Source organism: Natrinema pallidum, from assembly GCF_005890195.1.
Classification (GTDB): Archaea; Halobacteriota; Halobacteria; order Halobacteriales; family Natrialbaceae; genus Natrinema; species Natrinema pallidum.
The window spans coordinates 2,945,316-2,964,706 of the sequence record NZ_CP040637.1 but is presented as its reverse complement, the minus strand read 5'-3'; the positions used below and the strand labels follow the sequence as shown (position 1 = coordinate 2,964,706).

Genomic DNA, 19,391 nt, shown 5'->3' with positions numbered 1-19,391 from the left:
CATTATTACGGCCACATTCGCCATCGACTGCGCGGAGGTATACACGCTCGTGGTCTCGAACGGGTCACGGTATCGATACGCTTTTGCGACGGCCCGGACCAACGGCCAGTATGACCGAGACCGACGCCCTGTACGCCGTCTCGCCGCTGGACGGCCGGTACGACGGCCGGACCGCACCGTTGTCGCCGTACGCGAGCGAGGCCGCGCTCATGCGCGCCCGCGTTCGCGTCGAAGTCGAGTACCTGATCACGCTGGCGGAACTCGAGGCGACGCCGCTCGAACTCGATCTCGACGATCGCAACCACCTGCGTGGCCTCTACCAGCACTTCGCCGAGGAGGACGCCCAGCTGATCAAGAAACTCGAGACGGAGGGTCACGCCGAGTTCGAGGCGACGAACCACGACGTCAAGGCCATCGAGTACTTCGTCCGGCACCGACTCCCCGAAGGCAGCGACGCCTCGCCGTGGATCCACTTCGGGCTGACGAGCGAGGACGTGAACAACCTCGCCCACCGGCTACTCGTCCGCGACGCGGTCGACGAGGTGCTTTTGCCACAGCTGTACGACGTGCGGGACACCCTTGCCGACATGGCGCGTGACTACCGCGCGATCCCGATGCTCGCGCGGACCCACGGCCAGCCCGCCACGCCGACGACCTTCGGCAAGGAGATGGCCGTTTACGCCGCGCGGCTCGGCCGAGCCACCGGACGCATTCGACAGGCGACCGACGAACTCAGCGGCAAGCTCGGCGGCGCGTCGGGCACCTACGCGGCCCACGTCGCGGCCTATCCCGACGTCGACTGGCAGGCCTTCGCGCAGGAATTTGTCGAGGGGCTCGGCCTCGAGTTCGAGCCGCTGACGACGCAGGTCAACCCCTGTGACGACCTCGCGGCGCTGTTCGACGCGTTCCGCGGAGCCAATACCGTCCTCCTCGACCTCGATCTGGACGTGTGGCTCTACGTCTCCGATCGCTATCTGGGCCAGGAGGCCGTCGACGGCGAGACCGGCTCCTCGACGATGCCCCACAAGGTCAACCCGATCGACTTCGAGAACAGTGAGGGGAACCTCTCGAAGGCCAACTCGGATCTCACCTTCCTCGCGGACTACGTCACCACCTCCCGACTCCAGCGGGACCTCTCGGATTCGACGGTCAAACGCAATATCGGCGGTGCCTTCGCCCACTGCTTGATCGGCTACGGCAAGACCGCTGCGGGGCTCTCGAAGGTCGTTCCCAACGAACAGGTCATGCGCGACGAACTCGAGGCCACCCCCGAGATCATCGGTGAGGCCGTCCAGACGATCCTCCGCCGCGAGGGACAAGCGGACGCCTACGAGCGCGTCAAGGCCGTCACCCGCGGGAAGGACGTCACCCTCGTGGACTTCCGCGAACTGTTCGACGAACTCGACATCGACGAGGGCGTGCGCGAGGAACTCAGCGCGCTGACGCCGGCGGGCTACACCGGCGTCGCGAGCGAGTTGGTCGACGATCTCGAGTAGGGTCGCCGCGACGGCGGTCGCCGGTGCCTCGACGTGTCAGTACCTATTTTTGTGTCTCCCGGCAACGTGATCGTGTGTCCTCGAGCCAACGGCGTCAGCGAATCGGAACGCGGATCAAGCGCGGTGGCCGGGCGATCACCGTCTGTCTTGCAGTCGGGGTATTGGGCTATCTCAGCGGCACGGCCGCGGGAATCGGTACGATCGGTCACCTCTCCGTTCTGGGGTACAGCACGGAAACGGTCGACGAGATCGGGCTTTCGGTGGCGTTCAACGTCGTCGGGGCCGGTGGGACCGCCGTGTCGTATCTGATCGTCCGCCGCCACGGGTTCGATCGGGAGTTCATCGTCGACTTCCTCCGACTCCGACGACCGACCCGCTGGGACCTCGGCTGGGTCGTCGTCGGTCTCATCGGCGCGTTCGTCGCGGTCGTCGGCTACCAGCAGGTCGTCGACCTGATCGAACCGCTCGGCGGCAGCGAGGGGACGACTCACTCCGGGATCGAGGCCGGCCGGGAGTATCCGGTCCTGTTCCTCCTCGGGATTCCGCTCGCGGTCCTGTTGACGGGGCCCGGCGAGGAACTCCTGTTCCGGGGCGTCCTCCAGTCGCGGCTCAGAGAGACGTTCCCGACGGCGGTCGCGGTGGTGCTGACCGGGCTCGTCTTCGGGGCGGTCCACCTGCCCGTCTACATGGGTTCCGAACCCAGCGCAGTCGTCGTCAGCCTCGGGACGGTGACGACGCTCGGGCTGTACTTCGGGGTCCTCTACGAGTGCAGCGGGACGCTGCTCGTCCCCGCGCTGATCCACGGCTGCTTCAACGCGACCGTCTATCTCACGAACTATCTGACCTACGCGTGACCGATCCGTCGGCGGGCCGGGAGACGCCTGCCCGCGCCGCCGATCGATCAGGTCGCGTCATCCCGGCGCTCGCCGCCGCGATCGTCCCGTGACGTTTCATCAGTACCCCGACGCTCGTCTGCCGCTCGGTCGCCGGCCTCGAGATCCGGTTTACCGTTCTCGAGCCCCCACGACGCGTCGCCGCGGCGGTCGGTTTTTCCAGTCGATCGAGTCCCGGACACGGCCGGAATCGGGTCCGTGTCCCCGCCGCCGTCGGTGGGGTCGCTCGAGACATGTCGGTCCGACCGATCCCGTTCCGACGGCGCTGCTGACCGAGCCGCCGTCCGGCGATCGGTGCGACCGTCGGCCGACGCCCCGAGCAACGGCTCGCCGCGCCACGCTTCGGTCCCGTGATTGACGATCGCACCGCTGCCGACGCTCGCCACTGCGATCGTCGCGATCGTGCCGGCGATCGGGACGAGCTGGCTGCCGCCGACCGCGAGGAGTCCGAGCCCGAGCGACTGCCACGCTGACGGCGCTCCCGATCCGAGCCGGTTGCCGAGCCGATCGCCGACGGCGACGGTGCCGACGCAGCCGCCGCCGATCAGCAACACGACACACGCGAGCAGTCCCGGCGTGGCCACGATCAGGCCGACCGCGATCAGCCCCGAGTGCTCGAGCGACGTGCCGACGAACAGCGGCAGTCCGGAACAGACGAGCACGCCGAAGAGGGCGACGAACCCGACGGCGAACGTCGTATCCGGCTCGGTAACGAGATCGTCACGAAATCCGCGCATCGCTCTCGGCGCGCCGAGCAACAGGACGGTCGCGGCGACGGCGGTAATCGCCATCCAGGCGAGCGTCACCGACGCCGCTTGCGAGAGCGGCGCGGTGGCTGTACGTCCCGGCACGGGGAGTGCGGCAACAGTGGGAACCACGGTTCGTCTCGAGACAGACGGGAAACCGGTAAAAAAGTGCGGTCGATCGGCCAGGTACCGTACGGGGACGGACGGCTGTTGGACGGTACGTCAGCGCGGCGGAAACGGATACGAGCCGGAGCGAGTATTAGCTTTGACTGCCGGCCGGGGACCGGTCCTCGAGCAGTTCGGTCACCGTCGCCTCGAGCGCCCGCGCCGCTTTGCGGACGGCATCGACGCGTACGTACTCGCGCGGGGCGTGTGCGACGGCTCCCTCGTCGTCGGCGAGAACGCCGGGTCCGAAGACGACCGTCGGGGCCGCGGACGCGAAGTAGGAGGCCTCCGTCGCCGCGGTGAACGGACGCATCGCGCCGCCGGAGGCATCCGCGAGGACGTCGACGACTGCCGCGTCGGGGTCGGTCTCCCACGCCTCGAGAAACGGCGTCGGCCGGTCGGTAAACCGGAACGCGAGGGCTACGTCGTCGGGGACGGCGGCCCGCAGGTGGGCGGTCAGCGACGCGTGGAAGTCGTCGGCCGTCTCCGGCGGCACGCTCCGGCGGTCGACCGTCAGCGCACAGTCGGCGGGCACCTGATTGGTCGCCTCGCCGCCCTCGACGACGGTCGGCGTCAGCGTCGCCGCGCCGAGTTGCGGGTGGGTCGGCGGCGCGTCCGCGCGCTCGCCGAACGTCCGGATCGCCTCGAGCACCGGCTCGAGCGCGGCGACCGCGTTGCTCCCGGTGTCGGGTTCGGCGGCGTGGGCGTTGGCACCGGAGAGCTGAATCGTGCCCTGAAACCGTCCCTTCGCGGCCGTACAGACGTCGAGATCGGTGGGCTCGCCGACGATCACCGCGTCGGCGTCCCGCGTGGGCGGCTGCTCGTTCGAGACGAGCGCGTGGGCCCCCGTCGACAGGACCTCCTCGTCGGGCGTGACCGCGAGCGTGACGCGGCCGTCGGTCGGGTCGACCGCGAAGAACGCCGAGAGCAGCGCTGCGAGGGGTCCCTTCGCGTCACAGGAGCCGCGGCCGCGAACGACCGGGGCACCGTCGGCTTCCGGAGCGTCCGCGTCGCGGTCGAAGGGAACGTGTGGCGAGACCGTATCGATGTGGGTATTCAAAACGACGTGGGTCTCGGCGTCCTCGATCGCTCGGCCGCGGTTCGCCAGCACGTTCCCGGCGTCGTCGACGTGGGGCTCGATCCCCTGGTTGGCGAGCGTCTCGCAGAGGAACTCCCGCATCGGGTCGACATTCTCGTGGGAGGGGTGCTGGACGGCGGTCTCGAGGAAATCGATCGGGTCGAACGCGTCGGCGTTCCCGGCATCGACGGCTGCATCGGCGTCCGTCACGGCTCGACCGGGGATTCGACGGCCACTTCGCCGTCGAACTCGTGTTCGACGGGGCCGGCGAGCGTCGGCCGCCCGCGGTCGTTGAAGCTCACCCGAAGGTCGCCGCCCGGCGGGCTGACGGCGACCGGATCGGCGTCGGTGAGACCGAGGCGACGCGCCGCGACGGCGATGGCGACCGCACCGGTGCCACAGGAGTCGGTCTCGCCCTCGACGCCGCGCTCGTAGGTTCGCTGGCGGAACCCGCCCGAGCCGTCCGGGCTGGCCACGCAGACGTTCGTCCCCTTCGGGAAGACATCGGCGTAGCGAACCGGCGGCGCGACCGCCTCGAGATCGACGTCGTCAACGTCGTCGACGAAGCTCACCGCGTGGGGGACGCCGGTGTTGACGACCGAGACCTCGAGCCCCTCGATCTCCTCCCGGAGGACCGGTTCGTCGGCGTTGACCGGAACCTCGTCGGGAACGAACGTGAGTTCGGTCATCTCGACGACGACGGCCTCGCCGTCGCGTTCGGCGCGCAGCGTTCCCGCCTGGGTATCGATCATCACGCTCTCGGAGCCCGTCCGATCCATCGCCCACTCGGCGGCACAGCGAGCGCCGTTGCCGCACATGGGTGCCGTCGCGCCGTCGGGCTGGACCAGCGTCATCACGACGCGTGGCGGGTTGAACTGCTCCTCGAGTGCGAGAAAGAGGATACCGTCGGCACCGACGCCGTCGGTCCGGTCGCACTCGCGTTCGGCGAGCGCCCCCCGATCGGGGACGTGTTCGTCCGCGTGGATAATTAGAAAGTCGTTGCCGGTGCCGTGGTACTTCTGGAATGGGATACTCATCGTGCTATCGATCGCGTTCGTTGTCGGTGTCGGTCGCTCGGTCGTGGTCGGTCTTTCGGTCCGCGCTCGAGGAGCGGAGTGCCTCGCGCTCCGGCCGCGTCACGTCGGCGATCGTCTCGCGGCGGCGCGCGAGTCGCACGTCGCCGTCGTCGAGGACGACCGATGCGGGTCGGGGTCGGGTGTTGTACTGGGTCGCCATCTCGTAGCCGTAGGCCCCCGCGTTGCCGATCGCGAGGAGATCCCCGCGTTCGCTTCCCGGGAGTTCACGGTCGGTACAGAAAACATCGCCGCTCTCGCAGATGGGGCCGGCGACGGTCTGGGGGCTCCGTTCGCGGGAGGAGCCACGCTCGCTCGCGTCGGCAGTCAGGTTCCGAATCGGGTGGTACGCGTCGTACATCGCCGGTCGGAGCAGCGTCGTCAGCCCCGCATCGACGCCGACGACGGTCGTCTCGCGGGCATCCTTGACCGTGTTCGCCGTGGTGAGGAGCACGCCCGCGTCCGCGACGAAGTAGCGGCCGGGTTCGATCGTCAACGCCGCGTCGAGCTCGCCGAGCGCGTCCCGCGTCGCGTCCGTGACGCGCTCGAGGTCCAGCGGGGCCTCGTCCTCGCGATAGGGCACGCCGAAGCCGCCGCCGATGTCGACGAACTCGAGGTCGCCGACGGCCCCCGCAGCGTCTCGAGCGAGATCACCCATCCGCGCGACGAACTCCCGGTGGGCATCGAGCTGGTCGCTCGAGACGCCCGAGCCGACGTGAGCGTGGATGCCGACGACGTCGAAGCCGCGGGCGGCGGCATCCGCGAGCACGTCGACCGCACGCTCCGCGGGGACGCCGAACTTCGCCGCGGCACCCGTCCGGACCTTTTCGTGGTGGCCGGCACCGATCCCCGGATTCACGCGGAGGCAGAGCCGACCGTCGTAGCCCCGATCTGCGAGGCGATCGATCGTGTCCTCGGAGCCGGCGGTGACTGTCAGGTCGGGGTGGTCCGCCCAGGCGTCGACGATCCAGTCGAGGTCGCCCGCGGGCGGGTTAACCGCCGTATAATGAATCTCGGAGCCGAGTGCACCCGCCGCGAGCGCCCGCTGTACTTCGCCGGCGGAGGCACACTCGAGGCCAGCGCCCGCTTCGTGCAGCGTCGACAGCACCTCACCCAGCGCGTTCGCCTTCACCGCGTAGAGAACGTCGGCGTCGGGAAAGGCGGCCTCGAGCCGTCGGTAGTTCCGGCGGACGCGCTCGAGGTCGAGCGCGTACAGCGGCGTGCCGTAGTCGTCGACGAGCGCCAGTAGTTCGGCCGCGTCCCAGTCGGAGAGGCGGCGAACGGGCGGCGAATCCGCAACGTCAGTCATTGTCAAGTCCACGTGACCGTGAGAATTCAAGGTTTGGATTCCGGACTCCCGTCTCACTCCGCCGTTCGAATACCGGATCGATATTATCCATCTTCCGGAAGTTGGATAATAAATACTAACCCGTTGCTCGCGAGACGTTCGCCCGATGCCTTTCACGATCCGTCGCGATGTCGTTCTCGCCATCCTCGCGCTCGGATTGCTCGCTGCGTCCCTGTGGGTACTGCCGTTGCACGTGGACGAACCGACCTATCGGTACGAGCGGACGGCGGTGACGGCCGGCAACGGTAGCATCGACTACGCCGATGCCGACGCCGTCTCGCACGAAACACCGCTTCGCGACGAAATTGCCTGTACGGACGGGATACCGTGGGACAGTCGAGCGTGTGCGTTCGAGCGATTACTGCTCGAGAATCGGACCGTCCCGACGGATATCCAATACGGCAGTGCCGGTCGTGTATGGCCGCCGGTTGACGACCGCTACCAGTACGTCCTCCTCAACGAGACCGTCTACGAGACGATATACATCGCGAACGAGTCGGCCCGACAGAACGACGGCTACCGCATCGATCTGGCGCTCGAGCGGACGACGCTCGAGCAGGTGCTACGTGACGTGAGTATCCCCGTGACGGCCGATGAGGTCTCACCGACCATCGCCGAAGCCGCGCGAAGCGGAGCCGCCGACTCTCATCGCAAGGTCGAGACTCCTGACACACCGATCCGACTCGAGGACGAGAGCTTCCAGTACGTCACGCTGGCCGAGCGGAGCGCCCCGTCTCTTCCGGCGCGCGGCCTCGATTTCCTGTTGACGTATCTCGCGCCGTTGCTCGGGCTTTCACTGCTCGGTCATCTCTCTCGGCGCGTCGAGGTGACCTACGTCGGGAACGAGCGCCGCTGAATCGACGTGAAGGCGAGTCTCCCGAAGGAAATCGGCAGCGAACGAGGTTACTCCCGCAGCGCGTCCTCGCGTTCGGTCGCCTCGAGCGTCTCCGTTTCGAGATCCGTCGCGACGACGGCGGGCTTGTACGCGCCACCCTCGAAGAGGTCGTGGTCGCTGATCGAGGACTCGACGAACCGAGTGAACGCGCGGCGGTCGGCGGGCAGTTCGCCGTAGATGACCTCCTCCTCGACGAGGTCGTAGACGGGGATTCGCGGCGTCAGCAGCGTGTTCTCGCCGACGACGCTGTTCTCGCCGACGACGAAGCCACTCGTCACTCGGCAGCCCGCGCCCAGCGACACGTTGTCCTCGACGATGACCGGCGCGTTCTCGACCGGCTCGAGGACGCCGCCGATGAGCGTGTTCGCGCCGAGTTTGACGTTGTCACCGATCTGGGCGCAGGAACCGACCGTATCGCAGGAGTCGACGAGGGTCCCGTCGCCGACCCGAGCGCCGATGTTGACGAAGGCGGGACTCATCAGGATGCAGTCCGAGCCGATGTTCGCGCCGCGGCGAACGACGGTACCGTCCGGCGTGTTGCGGCTCCCACGATTGCCGTAGTCGCTCGCGTCCGCCAGCGGCAGCACGTCGTTGTACGTCGTACCGCCGTGTTCGTACTGGCCGATCGAGCGGAGGCCGAAGGTGAGCAGGATGCCCTGTTTGACCCACTCGTTTGCCTCCCACTCGTCGCCCCGTTTCTCGGCGGCGCGGACCTCGCCGGCCTCGAGGGCGTCGAGGAAGGCCTCGAGCGTCGCGGACGCGTCGTCGCCGGCGTTCTCGGCGCTGATGTCGCCGTTTTGCTTGCGCTCCCACAGCTCGCCGATTTCGGTCTCGAGTGCGCTCATTCGCTGATCACGTCTGCGAAGTCGTACCACCCTGCCTTCTGTCCGGCGATCCAGACCGCCGCGTCGACCGCGCCCGCGGCAAAGACGCCGCGATCCTCGGCGCGGTGTGTCAGCCGTACCTCCTCGTGGTTGCCCGCGAGGACGATCTCGTGTTCGCCCGTGATATCCCCCGCCCGCAGCGCGTGGACGCCGATCTCGCCCGCCTCTCGCGGTGCGTCGCCCTCGCGGCCATGCGTGCGGCCGCCGAAGTCACCGTTTGCCTCGATCTCCTCGAGCAGCCGGTTGGCGGTGCCGCTCGGCGCATCGCGCTTTCCGTTGTGGTGGGTCTCGACGAGTTCCACGTCGTAGCCCTGCAGGTTCCGGACGGCCTCGCCGACGACGTTGACAAGCGCCTGAACCCCGCGGGCGAAGTTTGGCGCGTGGAGGACGGCGGTGTCCTCGCTGGCCGCCTCGAGCGCCTCGTACCCCTCGTCGTCGAACCCGGTCGTCCCGGTGACGAACGCGACGCCGGCGTCGGCACAGGTCGCGACGTAGTCGGCGGCCGACGCCGGCCCGGTGAAGTCGATCACGGCGGTCGGCTCCCGATCGGCGACCAGCGATTCGAACTCCGCTGCGGGCTCGATCTCGACGCCGTCGACGATCGCCCCGGCGGGCTCCCGGTTGACGGCACAGACGACCTCGCAGTCCTCGCGGCCCGTCGCCGCGGCGATCACTTCCCGGCCCATGCGGCCGGTCGCGCCGGTGACGCCGATCCGCGTCGTCATCGCTCGCCCTCCGTGTCGGCGACCGCCGCCGAGTCGCGCTCGAGATCGGACAGCACCGCCTCGAGATCCTCGCGGTACTCCGCTGCCAGTCGGGTGAGCGGCGACCGCATGCGAGCGGGACCGTAGCCGCGGATTCGCATGGCCTCCTTGACCGGGATCGGGTTGGTCTCGACGAAGAGCCCGCGGAACAGCGGCCCGAGTTCGTGGTGGATCGCTCGAGCGCGGGCGTAGTCGCCGTCGAGCGCCGCACCGACCATCGCACACGTGCGCTCGGGTTCGATGTTCGCCGCGACGCTGATCGTCCCGGTTCCGCCGACGGAGATCGTCGGGAGGGTGAGCGCGTCGTCGCCCGAGAGGACGGCGAACGCCTCGTCGGCCGTTCGCTCGGCGATCTCGCCGATCTGGCCCAGATCGCCGCTGGCGGCCTTGAACCCCGCGATGTTGTCGTGGCTTGCGAGTTCGACGGCGGTATCGGGCTCGATGTTCCGGCCCGTCCGCGAGGGCACGTTGTAGACGATCTGTGGCAGGTCGACGGCGTCCGCGACCGTTCGGTAATGCTCGAGCAGCCCGCGTTGCTCGGGCTTGTTGTAATACGGCGAAATGAGCAATAGGCCGTCGGCACCCGCGTCGGCGGCGCGTTCGGAGAGTTCGAGCGCCTCGCGCGTGTTGTTCGATCCCGTCCCGGCGATGACAGGGACATCGTCGACGGCCTCGATGACCGCCTCGACGACCTGTACGTGTTCGTCGTGGGTCAGGGTCGCCGACTCGCCCGTCGAGCCGACGGGGACGAGTCCGTCGACGCCCGCGGCCTCGAGGCGCTGGGCGTCCGCTTGCAGTGTTTCGAAGTCGATCCGTTCGTCATCGTCGAAGGGCGTGCACATCGCCGGGAAGACGCCCGAAAGGTCGATAGCTGAACTCATGTGTCGTGTGGTCTCTTGGGTCGCGTAGCCAGCACGATCGGCGGTGTATCGGTTCCGATCGGCGGGTAGTTACTGGAATCGATCGTGCGCGGTCGAATCGTCCCCGAAACGGGTTGCCAGCCCGCAACGAGCACACCTACGCACGTTTACGTTTGAGAAACCGAGGGCGGACGCCACTCACGACGGAACCGGCGATCGGGTGAGCGGCGAGACGCATGTACGGTGGACTGGCCTATTCCGACTTATTAGTTGTGTCTTTGCCTCCCGATCGTGTGGGAGAGCTTACAGCCCGGGTCCGCGTCATTTATCCCGAGTCGTTACTTATAGTCGTCTATGACGGATTTCGGATTGAAAGTGCGAATGGCGGTCGTCGGCTCGATCCTGTTCGCGTTCTACATGCTCGTCGGCGCTTTCGGCCTGGCGATGTTCGGCTTCGGCGCGTGGCCCTTCGTTCTCCTGGGACTGCTCGTGTTGCCGGTTATCCAGTACAAGATCGGGACCTGGTCCGCGACCAGACGGGCCGAGCCGATGCCCGAGGACGGCCAGTATCAGGATATCCATCGGACAGTCGACTCGCTCTGTCGGGATATGGGCATTAAAAAGCCCAAACTGATGGTCATGGATATGGGCGTCCCCAACGCCTTCGCGACCGGTCGCAAGGGCAACGGCGTCGTCGTCGTCTCGACGGAACTCATCCGCCTCCTCCAGCGCGACGAACTCGAGGGCGTGATCGCCCACGAACTCGCCCACATCAAAAACCGCGACGTCGTCGCCATGGTGTTGGGCAGTTCCATCGCCATGATGGTCGGCTGGGTCGCCTACATGGTCTACATGATGGGCGGCGAGCGCAACATCGGGAGTTTCATCGTCGGAATGGTCATCTCGAACATCGCCCAGATGCTCGTGATGGTCTTCGTGTTGGCCATCTCGCGGTACCGCGAGTACGTCGCCGACGAGGACGCACGCCAGTACATCGGGAGCGGCGACCCGCTGGCCCGCGCCCTCGAGAAGATCTCACAGGGAGCGCAGGGTCGCGAATCACAGGTCGACGACAGCGTAAGCGCGCTGTGTATCTTCAATTCGGAGAACGGACTTCTGCAGACGCTGTTCGCGACGCACCCGCCGACCGAAAAGCGCATCCAGAAACTCCGAAGCTAAGCGCCGCCCCCAGGGGGCGGGTCTCGGAAGATCGAACGCCGCGATTTTTTATGGCCGCCCGCGACATGCTAGTATATGACTGAAATTCATCCCGGTCAGCGCGTCGCCGTCCTCGTCGATGCGCAGAACCTCTATCACACCGCACAAAGCCTCCACAGCCGGAACATCGACTACTCCGCGCTGCTCGAGAAGGCCGTTCAAGATCGGCAACTCACGCGCGCGATCGCCTACGTCATCCGTGCCGACTCGCCGGAGGAAGAGAGTTTCTTCGAGGCGCTGATCGATATCGGTTTCGAGCCGAAGATCAAGGCCATCAAGACCTTCGCGGACGGCTCCAAGAAGGCCGATTGGGACGTCGGAATGAGCCTGGACGCGGTCACGCTCGCGAATCACGTGGACACGATCGTCCTCTGTACGGGCGACGGCGACTTCTCGCGGCTGTGTTCACACCTGCGCCACGAGGGCGTCCGCGTGGAAGTCATGGCCTTCGAGTCCTCGACGGCCGAGGAGCTCATCGAGGCCTCCGATTCGTTCCTCGACCTCGGCGACCGCCACGAGACGTTCCTGCTCTGAGATCGGTGCGGCTACCGACCCGCGTCTCGGGCGGTGGACGTCGAGTCACTGGGTACTCGAGTTCGGTGGCCGGCGCTGCCAGAGGCCGATCACCAGTGCGTACGCCGTGACGAGCAGGGTCGCGCCCGTCAAGAGATAGACGAACGGCCCCGTGACGAGCGTAGCGGGGCCGGCGAGCGTCAGGGAACCGATGACGAACAGGGTGGCCCCGAGCCCGATTTGCGTGACGTCCATGTGATAGCGGACGTACCGTATCGGTTAGTATAAGCGTCACCATTCTCTTCCGGTTGGGAGGTCGTTGTTCGGCGGGACGGCCGGGCGGGAGTGTCGTCCGTGGGCACCGACGAGACCCCACCGCGGGGACGCCGAGAGCGACCCGCGCAGTCAGGTCGAAGGGCTTTCGACCCGCCGCCTCGAAGCCCGGTCAATGAGCGAGTCAACAGACGGGAGCGCGGGACTGCCCCAGCTCCGAACGATCGCGGACTACCAGTTCGGAGCGGGCGCGGGCACAGCACTGTTCCCGCCCGCCGAATCGCTGACGGTCAAACGGACGTCGTCGGGCCGACCACAGCAGATTCACGCCGACGACGGCCGGATCGTCTCCTTCGGCATCGACGGCCGGTTCACGCTGGGCCTCGAGGGCGGTCGCCGGCTCGCCGACGCGCTCGCCGAACCCGCCTACCGCGTCGTCGTCGACGACGAGAGCGAGCCCTTCGTCCGCGAGGAAAAGAACGTGTTCACGAAGTTCGTCCTCGCGGTCGGCGACGAGATCCGGCCGGGCGACGAGGTACTGGTCGTCCACGAGCGCGGCGAGTTGCTCGCGGTCGGGACGGCACGGCTCGACGCCGGCGCGATCCGGGACTTCGAGACGGGGATGGCGGTCAACGTGCGCGAGGGCGCACCCGCCGAGACGTAAACGGGCGGTCGCCGGCCCGCTACAGCTGACACTCCCGGCCGATCTCACACTCGTACCGCGTCTTGATCGCCTCGAACAGCCGTTCGCCGATCGGCGTTCGAAGTCGGGGCGCGGCCGTCGCGAAGAACTCGTCGAGGTTCTCGTACTCGTCGAACGCCTCGTTGCGATCGGTCTCGTCGTACCGTTCCTCGCGCTCGTATTTGAGTGCCTGCAGACAGTTGTCGATCAGGTCCATGTCCTTGACGAACCGCGCCGTCGGGGTCTCACGGGCCTCGTACGCCTGCCAGAGCGACCGGAACTCGTCGTTGCGGTCGAACGGCTCGAGCAGATCCGTGATCGCGTCCCGCTCGCGGGCGACTTTCTCCTCGGCGTCGACCCGCTGATTGCCGTCTTCGGCGCGCGTCGCAACGTCGCCCGTCCGCGCTTCCCCGAGATCGTGGACCAGCGCCATCGATACCGCGCGGTCCCGGTCCACATTGTCGGCACGGTCGGCGTAGCACAGACACAGCGTCGCCACGCCCCACGTGTGGGCTGCAACCGACTCCGGGGATTCGATCCCGCGGAGGACCCATCCGGTCCGGCGCTCGTCTTTCAATTCGAGGGCCTCGAGAAGGGCGTCGAGTTCGTCGGCCATTACGCTCACCCACGCGCCGGCGGGGATTGAAAACGTCGATCGGCGGTCCGGGAGTTTGAATGGACTATTAGGGGCGCGGGAGTGTGTATCAATCACGAATGCCACAGAAACCAGATCTGAGCGGACAGGCCGCGTTTATAACGGGTACCACGCGCGGAATCGGAAAGCAACTCGCGCTCGCGCTCGCCGAACGCGGCTGTGACATCGTTTCGACGGGGAAGACCGTCGACGACTCGGACTCGGACCTTGAAGGAACGATCCACAAGACCGCCGAGGAGTGCGCCGAGACGGGCGTCGAGACGCACGCGATCCAGTTGGACGTGCGCGACGAGGACGCCATCGAGGCGGCCGTCGAGGAAGCGATCGACGAGATGGGCGAGATCAATATCGTCATCAACAACGCCTCGGCCATCCAGATGGGAGCGGTCGAGGACCTACCGGCAAGTCGCTACGACCTCCTGAACGAGGTCAACGTGCGCGGCACCTACCTCGTCTCGCGGGCGTTCATCGACCACCTCAAGGGCGTCGAGGAAGACGCCTGGATCCTGACGAACGCGCCGCCGGTCGAACTCGACCGCGCCCCGGGATCGGCCGCCTACTCCTGGTCGAAGATGGGGATGTCGTTCGTGACGCTGTCGATGGCACAGGAACTGGCCGACGACGAGATCGGCTGTAACACCTTCTGGCCGGTCACCGCGATCGACACGCGCGCGACCCGGTACTTCGAGATGGGGACCGAAGACGACTGGCGCACGCCCGACATCGTCTCGGATACGGTCCTCGAGATTCTGGCCCGCGACCCAGCCGAGTTCACCGGGAACCGCGTCTACGACGAGGACTTCCTCCGCGAGGCCGGCGTCGAGGACTTCGCCGAGTACAACCTCACCGAAGGCGATCCCGAACCGACGTCGGCACAGTTGTTCGATCCGGACTACTCGCGGCCGGACGACGCCTGAGACGGGCTGCTGTACGATCGGCGGCGCGACCTCGAGTCGTCCTGCGGTCGCCGACACTGACGGCCGGGAGCCCGTCCCCACTCTCGGGCGAACGACAAACTAAAAGGTCACCCGTGGCCACGTGTCGAGTATGTTTGGAGGAGGCGGCGGCGGACTCAACCCGCGCAAGATGGAACAGATGATGGAACAGATGGGCATCGATGTCGAGGACATCGACGCCGAGGAAGTCATTATCCGGACCGACGAGTACGACCTCGTCTTCGACGACGCCGAAGTCACGAAGATGGACGCCCGCGGCCAGGAGACCTACCAGGTCATCGGCTCGCCCGCGGAAGTCGAGGCCGGCTCGGCCGGCGGCAGCGCCGGCGGTGCGGACGACTCCGACGCCGGTTCGTCGATCCCCGACGATGATATCGACCTCGTCGCGACGCGTGCCGGCGTCAGCGAGGACGAGGCCCGCGCGGCGCTCGAGGACAACGGCGGCGACCTCGCCGCGGCGATCGAGTCCCTCGAGTGACTCGCGTGAGCGGCGACGATATCGAAGACGACAGCGAGGACGCCGGAACCGAGGGCGAGAGCAACCGCGTCCCGGTGCTGCTCGTTCGCGGGGACCGCGAGTATCTCGTCGAACCCGGCGGCGAACAGGGAACCGACCTCGGCGTGCTCGAGGTCCCCACGGACGTGCAGTCGGGCGACACCATCGAAACGCATCTGGGCGATGAGTTTCAGGTGCGCCGGTTGCGCGGCCCGGACCTCTTCCATCACTTCGAGCGGACCGGCGCGCCGATGGTGCCCCGCGACATCGGGCTCGTCATCGGCGAGACCGGCATCGCCGGCGGCGATCGGGTCCTCGACGCCGGTACCGGAACCGGCGTCCTCGCGGCCCTGCTGGCTCGGGCCGGTGCCGAAGTCGTGACCTACGAGCAGGACGCCGAGTTCGCCGACGTGGCCCGCGAGAACATGGCGCTTGGCGGCGTGGCCGACGCCGTCGACGTCCGGACCGGCGACGTGACCGACGAGGTCGACGCCCTCGAGCCGTCGTCGTTCGACGTTATGACCCTCGATACGGCCGACGCGCCCGCGATGGTCGAACACGCCCCGGACCTGCTGGTCGACGGCGGCTTCGTCGCGGTCTACAGCCCCTTCATCGAGTCGACCCGCGAGGTCGCACGGACGGCCCGCGAGGTCGGCCTCGCAAACGTCACGACCCGCGAGACGATCCAGCGCGAGATGCAGTTCGACGACCGTGGGTCGCGGCCGACGACCGCACCCGTCGGGCATACCGGCTATCTGACGATCGCGCGCAACGAATAGGGCGATCTTCTTTCCTCAAACCTGTCTTCAACTCGCGAGAGCGATGGCCGAGAGCGGGCTCCGAGCAACGCGAGGAGCCCGCGACTCGGGGGAGGGCAGGCCGTCACCCAACACTGACCGCGAGCGAGTGAAACGAGCGAGCGGGCCGACGACTGACCCGGAGAGCGCGGCGCGAAGCGCCGCGTCGAGGCGAGCGGCCGAAGGCCGCGAGCCAGGGGAGGGAGGAGTGCTTTTCATCGAAGTTTTGCCGAGGGCGCGGCGAAGCCGCGCCCGCAGCGCAAAAGTTCGGTTCTAGTTGTCGTCCTCGCGCCACTTGTGTTCGCACTCGGTACAGATGAAAAAGCGTGTCTCGGACTCGTCGGCCGACCGGATCTGTTGCATGTACCAGTGGGCGCGGTCGTTGCCACATTCGGGACAGATGGCGTCGGTTTCGGGCAACGATGTCTCGCCGGACGACTCGATGATTTCGCTGGCCTCCTGATCGTCGGTGACGATGTACTGGTCGGCGTCGCCTTTCGGCTCCGTATAGCCGCAACTGCCACACTCCCAGAGACCGTCCTCGGCTTTCATCATCGAACCGCATTCGTCGCAGAATTCCATCGTTGTCCGGGCTACGGAGGGCGAGCGACTTAAGGCACCCGTTTGGGGCCGCCCCTCGGCCCGCCGCGGTCGCTCGAGCGCTATCCCTCGCCCGCGGAGTGGGAGGGCCCGCCGACGGCCGCTCGTGGCAGGCCGTTGTTGCGTTCCGACTCGAGGTCAGCCAGGACGGGTTCGATCCGGCTGAGTTTGACGGCGGGCGTGCGCGAACGGACGCGGGCCCGGGGCCCGCGGCGGGACGCAACGCAAAAGTACCGGATCACCATACGGTTCCACCATGACGCTCTCGGAGGAGGCCCAGGACCGGTTGGCGGACGTGGTGGAGCTACAGCCGACGAAGAATTCCGAACTCCAGGAGCGGTGGGGGATGGAAAGCGGCAGCGAGGTCCACCAGTACCTCGAGGACGAACTCGGCGACTACTACTTCCGGGACGACAACAGCCTGATCCGTGCGACCGCGGCGGCGGCCGACCTGGTCGACGTCGAGCCGGGCATCGAGAGCGATCCCGAGGGCGACGGCGTCCCCTCCAAGATCCGCGTGCCCGAGTTACAGACGCGGATCGTCGCGGTGATGGCGGGGCCGACGGACCGCACCGAGAGCGTCGTTTCGGTGCTCCACAAGCTCCGGGCGGAGTACGATATCGATCCCGAGGCCGAAGCCGTCCGGTCGGGGCTTCAGAGTCTGCGCCGGAAGGGCGTCGTCGAGGTCGAGTACCGCACCGTCCCCACGTTCCGGCTGGCGGTCGAGCGCGAGGATCTCGAGGTCGCCGTTTCGGACTGATGCCGCCGCCGGGAGCGACGCTATAGTCCCGGCCGCCGTCGCCGCCGGCGGTCCGCGAGGAGTTGCTGTAACCGTTTTCCGGGGCCGCCTTCGATCGGCCAGCCGCGGGTACGCCAGACCGGCGGCTCGGGTTCGAACTCGTCACAGGAGCCGGCACACTCGGCGGCCGTCTGGCACCGGCTCATGGCGGCGCAGTACGGCAGCGCCTGCGTCGCGTCTCGAGCGCGCAACTGGAAGTGGCGACAGTCGGGACGCATCGTGTTGGCGAACGAGCGCCAGCCGCGTTCGTAGGCGCGCTCGGCGATCCCGAGCCGTTTATCGATTTTCCACTCGGGATCGGCGTACTCGAAGCGGGCGGCCGAGTCGTCACGCTCGCCGCCGTCGGGCCGCTCGAGGATTCGAGTCCCCGGCTTGTCGACCGCGAGCGAGCGGGGGTGCCACGCGACCTCGGCGGTCAGGTCGTCGGGCGCGAGCGCGAGGATGCCAGCCTCGACCGGCAGGTCCTCGAAAATGGCGGGTTCGACGCGCTCGCCCGTCGTCTCGGTCGCGACCCAGACCTCGTCGGCCAGGCCGACGGCGACGTCGTACTCGAGTTGCGAGGCGAGTGTGCGGGCGGCGCTGGCGTCTAAGTCCGGCTTGTTCTCGATCGCGACGATCCGCTCGAGCCAGTCCGGATAGGCCCACTTGCGTCTGATTTCGATTCGAGTCCCGTTCTTGCGGGTCTCGAGGATGCCGCGATCGGCGGCGCGGTGGATCGCCTCGCGGACGTACCGCCACGGGTAGCCGGGGTGGGGAAGCGCGTCGCGATAGTAGGTCCACTCCGCCGGAGCGTTTCGGACCACGTGGCGGAGGTCGCCGTCGAGTCGCTCGCGGCCGAAGGCGGCCCGTTGGCGGAGGGCTACGGGGTCACACTCGAGGACGATAGTATCCCAGCGGCGGCGCTTCGTCCCGAGTTGGCGGGCGACGACGATCGCGTAGCTATCGCCGGCGGGGTCCGCCCCTGGCGGCCACTCGCGTTCGGCCCACCGACAGGTTCGGAGTTCGAACCCGAACTCGGCAGTGTGTGGGTCCACGGCGGGGCGTTGGAACGCGAGCCCAAAAACGCTATTCGATCGGCCGACACCGATCAACGTGAACGCGACGGCAGCGGTGCTGCCGGCCGATCGCCGGGTGTGAAACGCGACCTCTCCCACACGGTGTGTCTACGGCACGGGACCGTCCTGTCGGAACCGACGCTGACGGTCGTCGTGCTCGACTACGCTTCGTCGTCGTCGTCCTCCTCCTCGCGCTCGTCGAGGAAGTCGTGGGCGTCCTCGAGGATCTCCCGGGGACCGTCCTGCGTGACGGTGTTGACCGCCTGTTCGTAATCGCGCCACTGGAGATCTCGGTGTTCGTTTGAGAGTTCCGCGCTGGCCTCGAACGACTTCGCGATGAAGAGATGAACGGTCTTGTGGATCGTCTTGCCGTTCGCCTCGAAGACGTAGTCGTAGTCCTTGCGAAAGCCGTCGAGTAGTCGGAACTGTTCGATACCTGCCTCTTCCGTTACTTCGCGGATCGCCGTCTGCTGTAGTTCTTCATCTCCTTCGACACCGCCCTTGGGAAACTCCCAATCGCCTGGGCGGCTCTTGAGTAGAAGATACTCGCGCCGGCCCCGCGTATCGCGGAAGAGGATCGCGCCTGCGCTCGTAGCTTCGACTGCCATTAAGTGAGCTAATAGGTGCGACGTTAAGAGAATATCGGACTGTTCGTCCAACGAACACTGATTCCGCGCCCGAGTATGAAGTAACTGACAGTATGTCGACCGCGGTCGTGGCCCGGTGGCACGGCGGGAGCCATCTCAGCAAGTTTTTACGCGCCCACCGTGGACGTATGCGACAGTACCAGCCATGACCTTCGTCACCCGTCTCACCCTCCAGAGCGGCGATCGGGCCGCCCTCGATAGTATCGTCGACGACATCAAAGCCAACGCCGAACGGAAGGGGGCCGCGCTGAAAGGCCCGCACTCCCACCCGCCCGAGACGTTCTCGGTGCCCCAGCGCTGTCGGCTCCACGCCGACGACGACCGCCACTTCTCGTCGTGGCAGTACACCGTTTTCACCCGCGAACTCGAGATTCACGGCCACGACAGCCTCGCACGCAATATCGCCTCGCAGAGCTTTCCCGACTCGGTCCACATCGAGGCCGAGGTCGAGCAGATCCACGGCGCGGGCCGCGGGAACTGACTGGGTTTATCAGTACG

The 19,391-nt window shown here is 67.2% G+C and carries 23 protein-coding genes; 11 read left to right on the top strand and 12 right to left on the bottom strand.

Features of this window, described 5'->3' with window-relative positions:
* Positions 1–110: 110 nt before the first annotated feature.
* Positions 111–1,496, top strand: coding sequence for an adenylosuccinate lyase (gene purB / locus FGF80_RS14700; protein WP_138654853.1), 1,386 nt, complete (start codon positions 111–113; stop codon positions 1,494–1,496).
* Between the two features lie 74 nt (positions 1,497–1,570).
* Complete coding sequence (locus FGF80_RS14695) at positions 1,571–2,350, top strand: CPBP family intramembrane glutamic endopeptidase (RefSeq protein WP_138654851.1); 780 nt, start codon at positions 1,571–1,573, stop codon at positions 2,348–2,350.
* A gap of 47 nt (positions 2,351–2,397) precedes the next feature.
* Here the strand turns inward: FGF80_RS14695 and FGF80_RS14690 are convergent, their stop codons facing one another.
* From FGF80_RS14690 to lysA, 4 genes are all read right to left on the bottom strand, one after another.
* Positions 2,398–3,267 carry a hypothetical protein gene (locus FGF80_RS14690; protein WP_138654849.1) on the bottom strand — a complete coding sequence of 290 codons (870 nt, stop codon included), beginning with the start codon at positions 3,265–3,267 and terminating at the stop codon, positions 2,398–2,400.
* Positions 3,268–3,394: 127 nt separating this feature from the next.
* The gene (locus FGF80_RS14685; RefSeq protein WP_138654847.1) at positions 3,395–4,588 is read right to left on the bottom strand and encodes a M20 family metallopeptidase; all 1,194 of its coding nucleotides are present in this window, start codon (positions 4,586–4,588) and stop codon (positions 3,395–3,397) included.
* Positions 4,585–5,415: a diaminopimelate epimerase gene (gene dapF, locus FGF80_RS14680; protein WP_138654845.1), complete on the bottom strand. Its 831-nt coding sequence runs from the start codon at positions 5,413–5,415 to the stop codon at positions 4,585–4,587. The genes FGF80_RS14685 and dapF overlap by 4 nt, the downstream gene beginning before the upstream one ends.
* 4 nt (positions 5,416–5,419) lie before the next feature.
* A complete protein-coding gene (lysA, locus tag FGF80_RS14675; RefSeq protein WP_138654843.1) occupies positions 5,420–6,760 on the bottom strand; it encodes a diaminopimelate decarboxylase in 1,341 nt (446 codons plus the stop codon).
* 145 nt (positions 6,761–6,905) lie between these two features.
* Here lysA and FGF80_RS14670 point away from each other — a divergent pair, with 145 nt between their 5' ends.
* Positions 6,906–7,655: a hypothetical protein gene (locus FGF80_RS14670; protein WP_006186376.1), complete on the top strand. Its 750-nt coding sequence runs from the start codon at positions 6,906–6,908 to the stop codon at positions 7,653–7,655.
* A 47-nt stretch (positions 7,656–7,702) separates the two neighbouring features.
* On the opposite strand, the gene FGF80_RS14665 is transcribed toward FGF80_RS14670, so the two are convergent.
* The 3 genes from FGF80_RS14665 to dapA are packed head-to-tail and all read right to left on the bottom strand — an operon-like array spanning position 7,703 to position 10,223.
* Complete coding sequence (locus FGF80_RS14665) at positions 7,703–8,539, bottom strand: 2,3,4,5-tetrahydropyridine-2,6-dicarboxylate N-succinyltransferase (RefSeq protein ID WP_138654841.1); 837 nt, start codon at positions 8,537–8,539, stop codon at positions 7,703–7,705.
* Positions 8,536–9,303, bottom strand: a complete 768-nt coding sequence (gene dapB / locus FGF80_RS14660) for a 4-hydroxy-tetrahydrodipicolinate reductase (protein ID WP_138654839.1) — start codon at positions 9,301–9,303, stop codon at positions 8,536–8,538. The genes FGF80_RS14665 and dapB overlap by 4 nt, the downstream gene beginning before the upstream one ends.
* Positions 9,300–10,223 carry a 4-hydroxy-tetrahydrodipicolinate synthase gene (gene dapA / locus FGF80_RS14655; protein WP_138654837.1) on the bottom strand — a complete coding sequence of 308 codons (924 nt, stop codon included), beginning with the start codon at positions 10,221–10,223 and terminating at the stop codon, positions 9,300–9,302. The genes dapB and dapA overlap by 4 nt, the downstream gene beginning before the upstream one ends.
* A 333-nt stretch (positions 10,224–10,556) precedes the next feature.
* Here dapA and FGF80_RS14650 point away from each other — a divergent pair, with 333 nt between their 5' ends.
* Both FGF80_RS14650 and FGF80_RS14645 read left to right on the top strand, forming a co-directional pair.
* Complete coding sequence (locus FGF80_RS14650) at positions 10,557–11,381, top strand: M48 family metallopeptidase (RefSeq protein WP_049908153.1); 825 nt, start codon at positions 10,557–10,559, stop codon at positions 11,379–11,381.
* Positions 11,382–11,456: 75 nt separating this feature from the next.
* Positions 11,457–11,954, top strand: a complete 498-nt coding sequence (locus FGF80_RS14645; RefSeq protein ID WP_006186371.1) for a LabA-like NYN domain-containing protein — start codon at positions 11,457–11,459, stop codon at positions 11,952–11,954.
* Positions 11,955–11,999: 45 nt separating this feature from the next.
* Here the strand turns inward: FGF80_RS14645 and FGF80_RS14640 are convergent, their stop codons facing one another.
* On the bottom strand, positions 12,000–12,188 hold the full coding sequence (locus FGF80_RS14640; RefSeq protein ID WP_006186370.1) for a hypothetical protein: 189 nt from the start codon (positions 12,186–12,188) through the stop codon (positions 12,000–12,002).
* Between the two features lie 193 nt (positions 12,189–12,381).
* Here FGF80_RS14640 and FGF80_RS14635 point away from each other — a divergent pair, with 193 nt between their 5' ends.
* Positions 12,382–12,870, top strand: a complete 489-nt coding sequence (locus FGF80_RS14635; RefSeq protein WP_006186369.1) for a PUA domain-containing protein — start codon at positions 12,382–12,384, stop codon at positions 12,868–12,870.
* Positions 12,871–12,889: 19 nt separating this feature from the next.
* On the opposite strand, the gene FGF80_RS14630 is transcribed toward FGF80_RS14635, so the two are convergent.
* Entirely contained in the window at positions 12,890–13,504 is a 615-nt protein-coding gene (locus FGF80_RS14630; protein ID WP_138654835.1) for an HD domain-containing protein, read from the bottom strand.
* A gap of 98 nt (positions 13,505–13,602) precedes the next feature.
* Between FGF80_RS14630 and FGF80_RS14625 the strand changes: the two genes are divergently transcribed.
* From FGF80_RS14625 to FGF80_RS14615, 3 genes are all read left to right on the top strand, one after another.
* The gene (locus FGF80_RS14625; protein WP_006186367.1) at positions 13,603–14,460 is read left to right on the top strand and encodes an SDR family oxidoreductase; all 858 of its coding nucleotides are present in this window, start codon (positions 13,603–13,605) and stop codon (positions 14,458–14,460) included.
* Positions 14,461–14,590: 130 nt separating this feature from the next.
* A complete protein-coding gene (locus FGF80_RS14620) occupies positions 14,591–14,977 on the top strand; it encodes a nascent polypeptide-associated complex protein (RefSeq protein ID WP_006186366.1) in 387 nt (128 codons plus the stop codon).
* On the top strand, positions 14,974–15,774 hold the full coding sequence (locus tag FGF80_RS14615; RefSeq protein WP_175417043.1) for a methyltransferase domain-containing protein: 801 nt from the start codon (positions 14,974–14,976) through the stop codon (positions 15,772–15,774). The genes FGF80_RS14620 and FGF80_RS14615 overlap by 4 nt, the downstream gene beginning before the upstream one ends.
* 291 nt (positions 15,775–16,065) lie before the next feature.
* Here the strand turns inward: FGF80_RS14615 and FGF80_RS14610 are convergent, their stop codons facing one another.
* On the bottom strand, positions 16,066–16,374 hold the full coding sequence (locus FGF80_RS14610; protein ID WP_006186364.1) for a transcription factor S: 309 nt from the start codon (positions 16,372–16,374) through the stop codon (positions 16,066–16,068).
* A 274-nt stretch (positions 16,375–16,648) separates the two neighbouring features.
* Here FGF80_RS14610 and FGF80_RS14605 point away from each other — a divergent pair, with 274 nt between their 5' ends.
* Entirely contained in the window at positions 16,649–17,152 is a 504-nt protein-coding gene (locus tag FGF80_RS14605) for a DUF5797 family protein (protein ID WP_138654831.1), read from the top strand.
* Between the two features lie 20 nt (positions 17,153–17,172).
* On the opposite strand, the gene FGF80_RS14600 is transcribed toward FGF80_RS14605, so the two are convergent.
* Positions 17,173–18,225 carry a DUF5787 family protein gene (locus tag FGF80_RS14600; protein ID WP_138654829.1) on the bottom strand — a complete coding sequence of 351 codons (1,053 nt, stop codon included), beginning with the start codon at positions 18,223–18,225 and terminating at the stop codon, positions 17,173–17,175.
* Between the two features lie 182 nt (positions 18,226–18,407).
* Positions 18,408–18,854 carry a bis(5'-nucleosyl)-tetraphosphatase gene (locus tag FGF80_RS14595; RefSeq protein WP_138654827.1) on the bottom strand — a complete coding sequence of 149 codons (447 nt, stop codon included), beginning with the start codon at positions 18,852–18,854 and terminating at the stop codon, positions 18,408–18,410.
* Between the two features lie 184 nt (positions 18,855–19,038).
* Here FGF80_RS14595 and FGF80_RS14590 point away from each other — a divergent pair, with 184 nt between their 5' ends.
* A complete protein-coding gene (locus tag FGF80_RS14590; RefSeq protein ID WP_006186360.1) occupies positions 19,039–19,374 on the top strand; it encodes an uS10/mL48 family ribosomal protein in 336 nt (111 codons plus the stop codon).
* Positions 19,375–19,391 lie beyond the last annotated feature (17 nt).

Coding starts and splice junctions, on each gene's coding strand:
- purB (WP_138654853.1), top strand. CDS start 111: ATGACCGAGACCGACGCCCTGTACGCCGTCTCGCCGCTGGACGGCCGG.
- dapF (WP_138654845.1), bottom strand. CDS start 5,415: ATGAGTATCCCATTCCAGAAGTACCACGGCACCGGCAACGACTTTCTA.
- lysA (WP_138654843.1), bottom strand. CDS start 6,760: ATGACTGACGTTGCGGATTCGCCGCCCGTTCGCCGCCTCTCCGACTGG.
- FGF80_RS14670 (WP_006186376.1), top strand. CDS start 6,906: ATGCCTTTCACGATCCGTCGCGATGTCGTTCTCGCCATCCTCGCGCTC.
- FGF80_RS14665 (WP_138654841.1), bottom strand. CDS start 8,539: ATGAGCGCACTCGAGACCGAAATCGGCGAGCTGTGGGAGCGCAAGCAA.
- dapB (WP_138654839.1), bottom strand. CDS start 9,303: ATGACGACGCGGATCGGCGTCACCGGCGCGACCGGCCGCATGGGCCGG.
- dapA (WP_138654837.1), bottom strand. CDS start 10,223: ATGAGTTCAGCTATCGACCTTTCGGGCGTCTTCCCGGCGATGTGCACG.
- FGF80_RS14650 (WP_049908153.1), top strand. CDS start 10,557: ATGACGGATTTCGGATTGAAAGTGCGAATGGCGGTCGTCGGCTCGATC.
- FGF80_RS14645 (WP_006186371.1), top strand. CDS start 11,457: ATGACTGAAATTCATCCCGGTCAGCGCGTCGCCGTCCTCGTCGATGCG.
- FGF80_RS14640 (WP_006186370.1), bottom strand. CDS start 12,188: ATGGACGTCACGCAAATCGGGCTCGGGGCCACCCTGTTCGTCATCGGT.
- FGF80_RS14635 (WP_006186369.1), top strand. CDS start 12,382: ATGAGCGAGTCAACAGACGGGAGCGCGGGACTGCCCCAGCTCCGAACG.
- FGF80_RS14630 (WP_138654835.1), bottom strand. CDS start 13,504: ATGGCCGACGAACTCGACGCCCTTCTCGAGGCCCTCGAATTGAAAGAC.
- FGF80_RS14625 (WP_006186367.1), top strand. CDS start 13,603: ATGCCACAGAAACCAGATCTGAGCGGACAGGCCGCGTTTATAACGGGT.
- FGF80_RS14620 (WP_006186366.1), top strand. CDS start 14,591: ATGTTTGGAGGAGGCGGCGGCGGACTCAACCCGCGCAAGATGGAACAG.
- FGF80_RS14610 (WP_006186364.1), bottom strand. CDS start 16,374: ATGGAATTCTGCGACGAATGCGGTTCGATGATGAAAGCCGAGGACGGT.
- FGF80_RS14605 (WP_138654831.1), top strand. CDS start 16,649: ATGACGCTCTCGGAGGAGGCCCAGGACCGGTTGGCGGACGTGGTGGAG.
- FGF80_RS14595 (WP_138654827.1), bottom strand. CDS start 18,854: ATGGCAGTCGAAGCTACGAGCGCAGGCGCGATCCTCTTCCGCGATACG.
- FGF80_RS14590 (WP_006186360.1), top strand. CDS start 19,039: ATGACCTTCGTCACCCGTCTCACCCTCCAGAGCGGCGATCGGGCCGCC.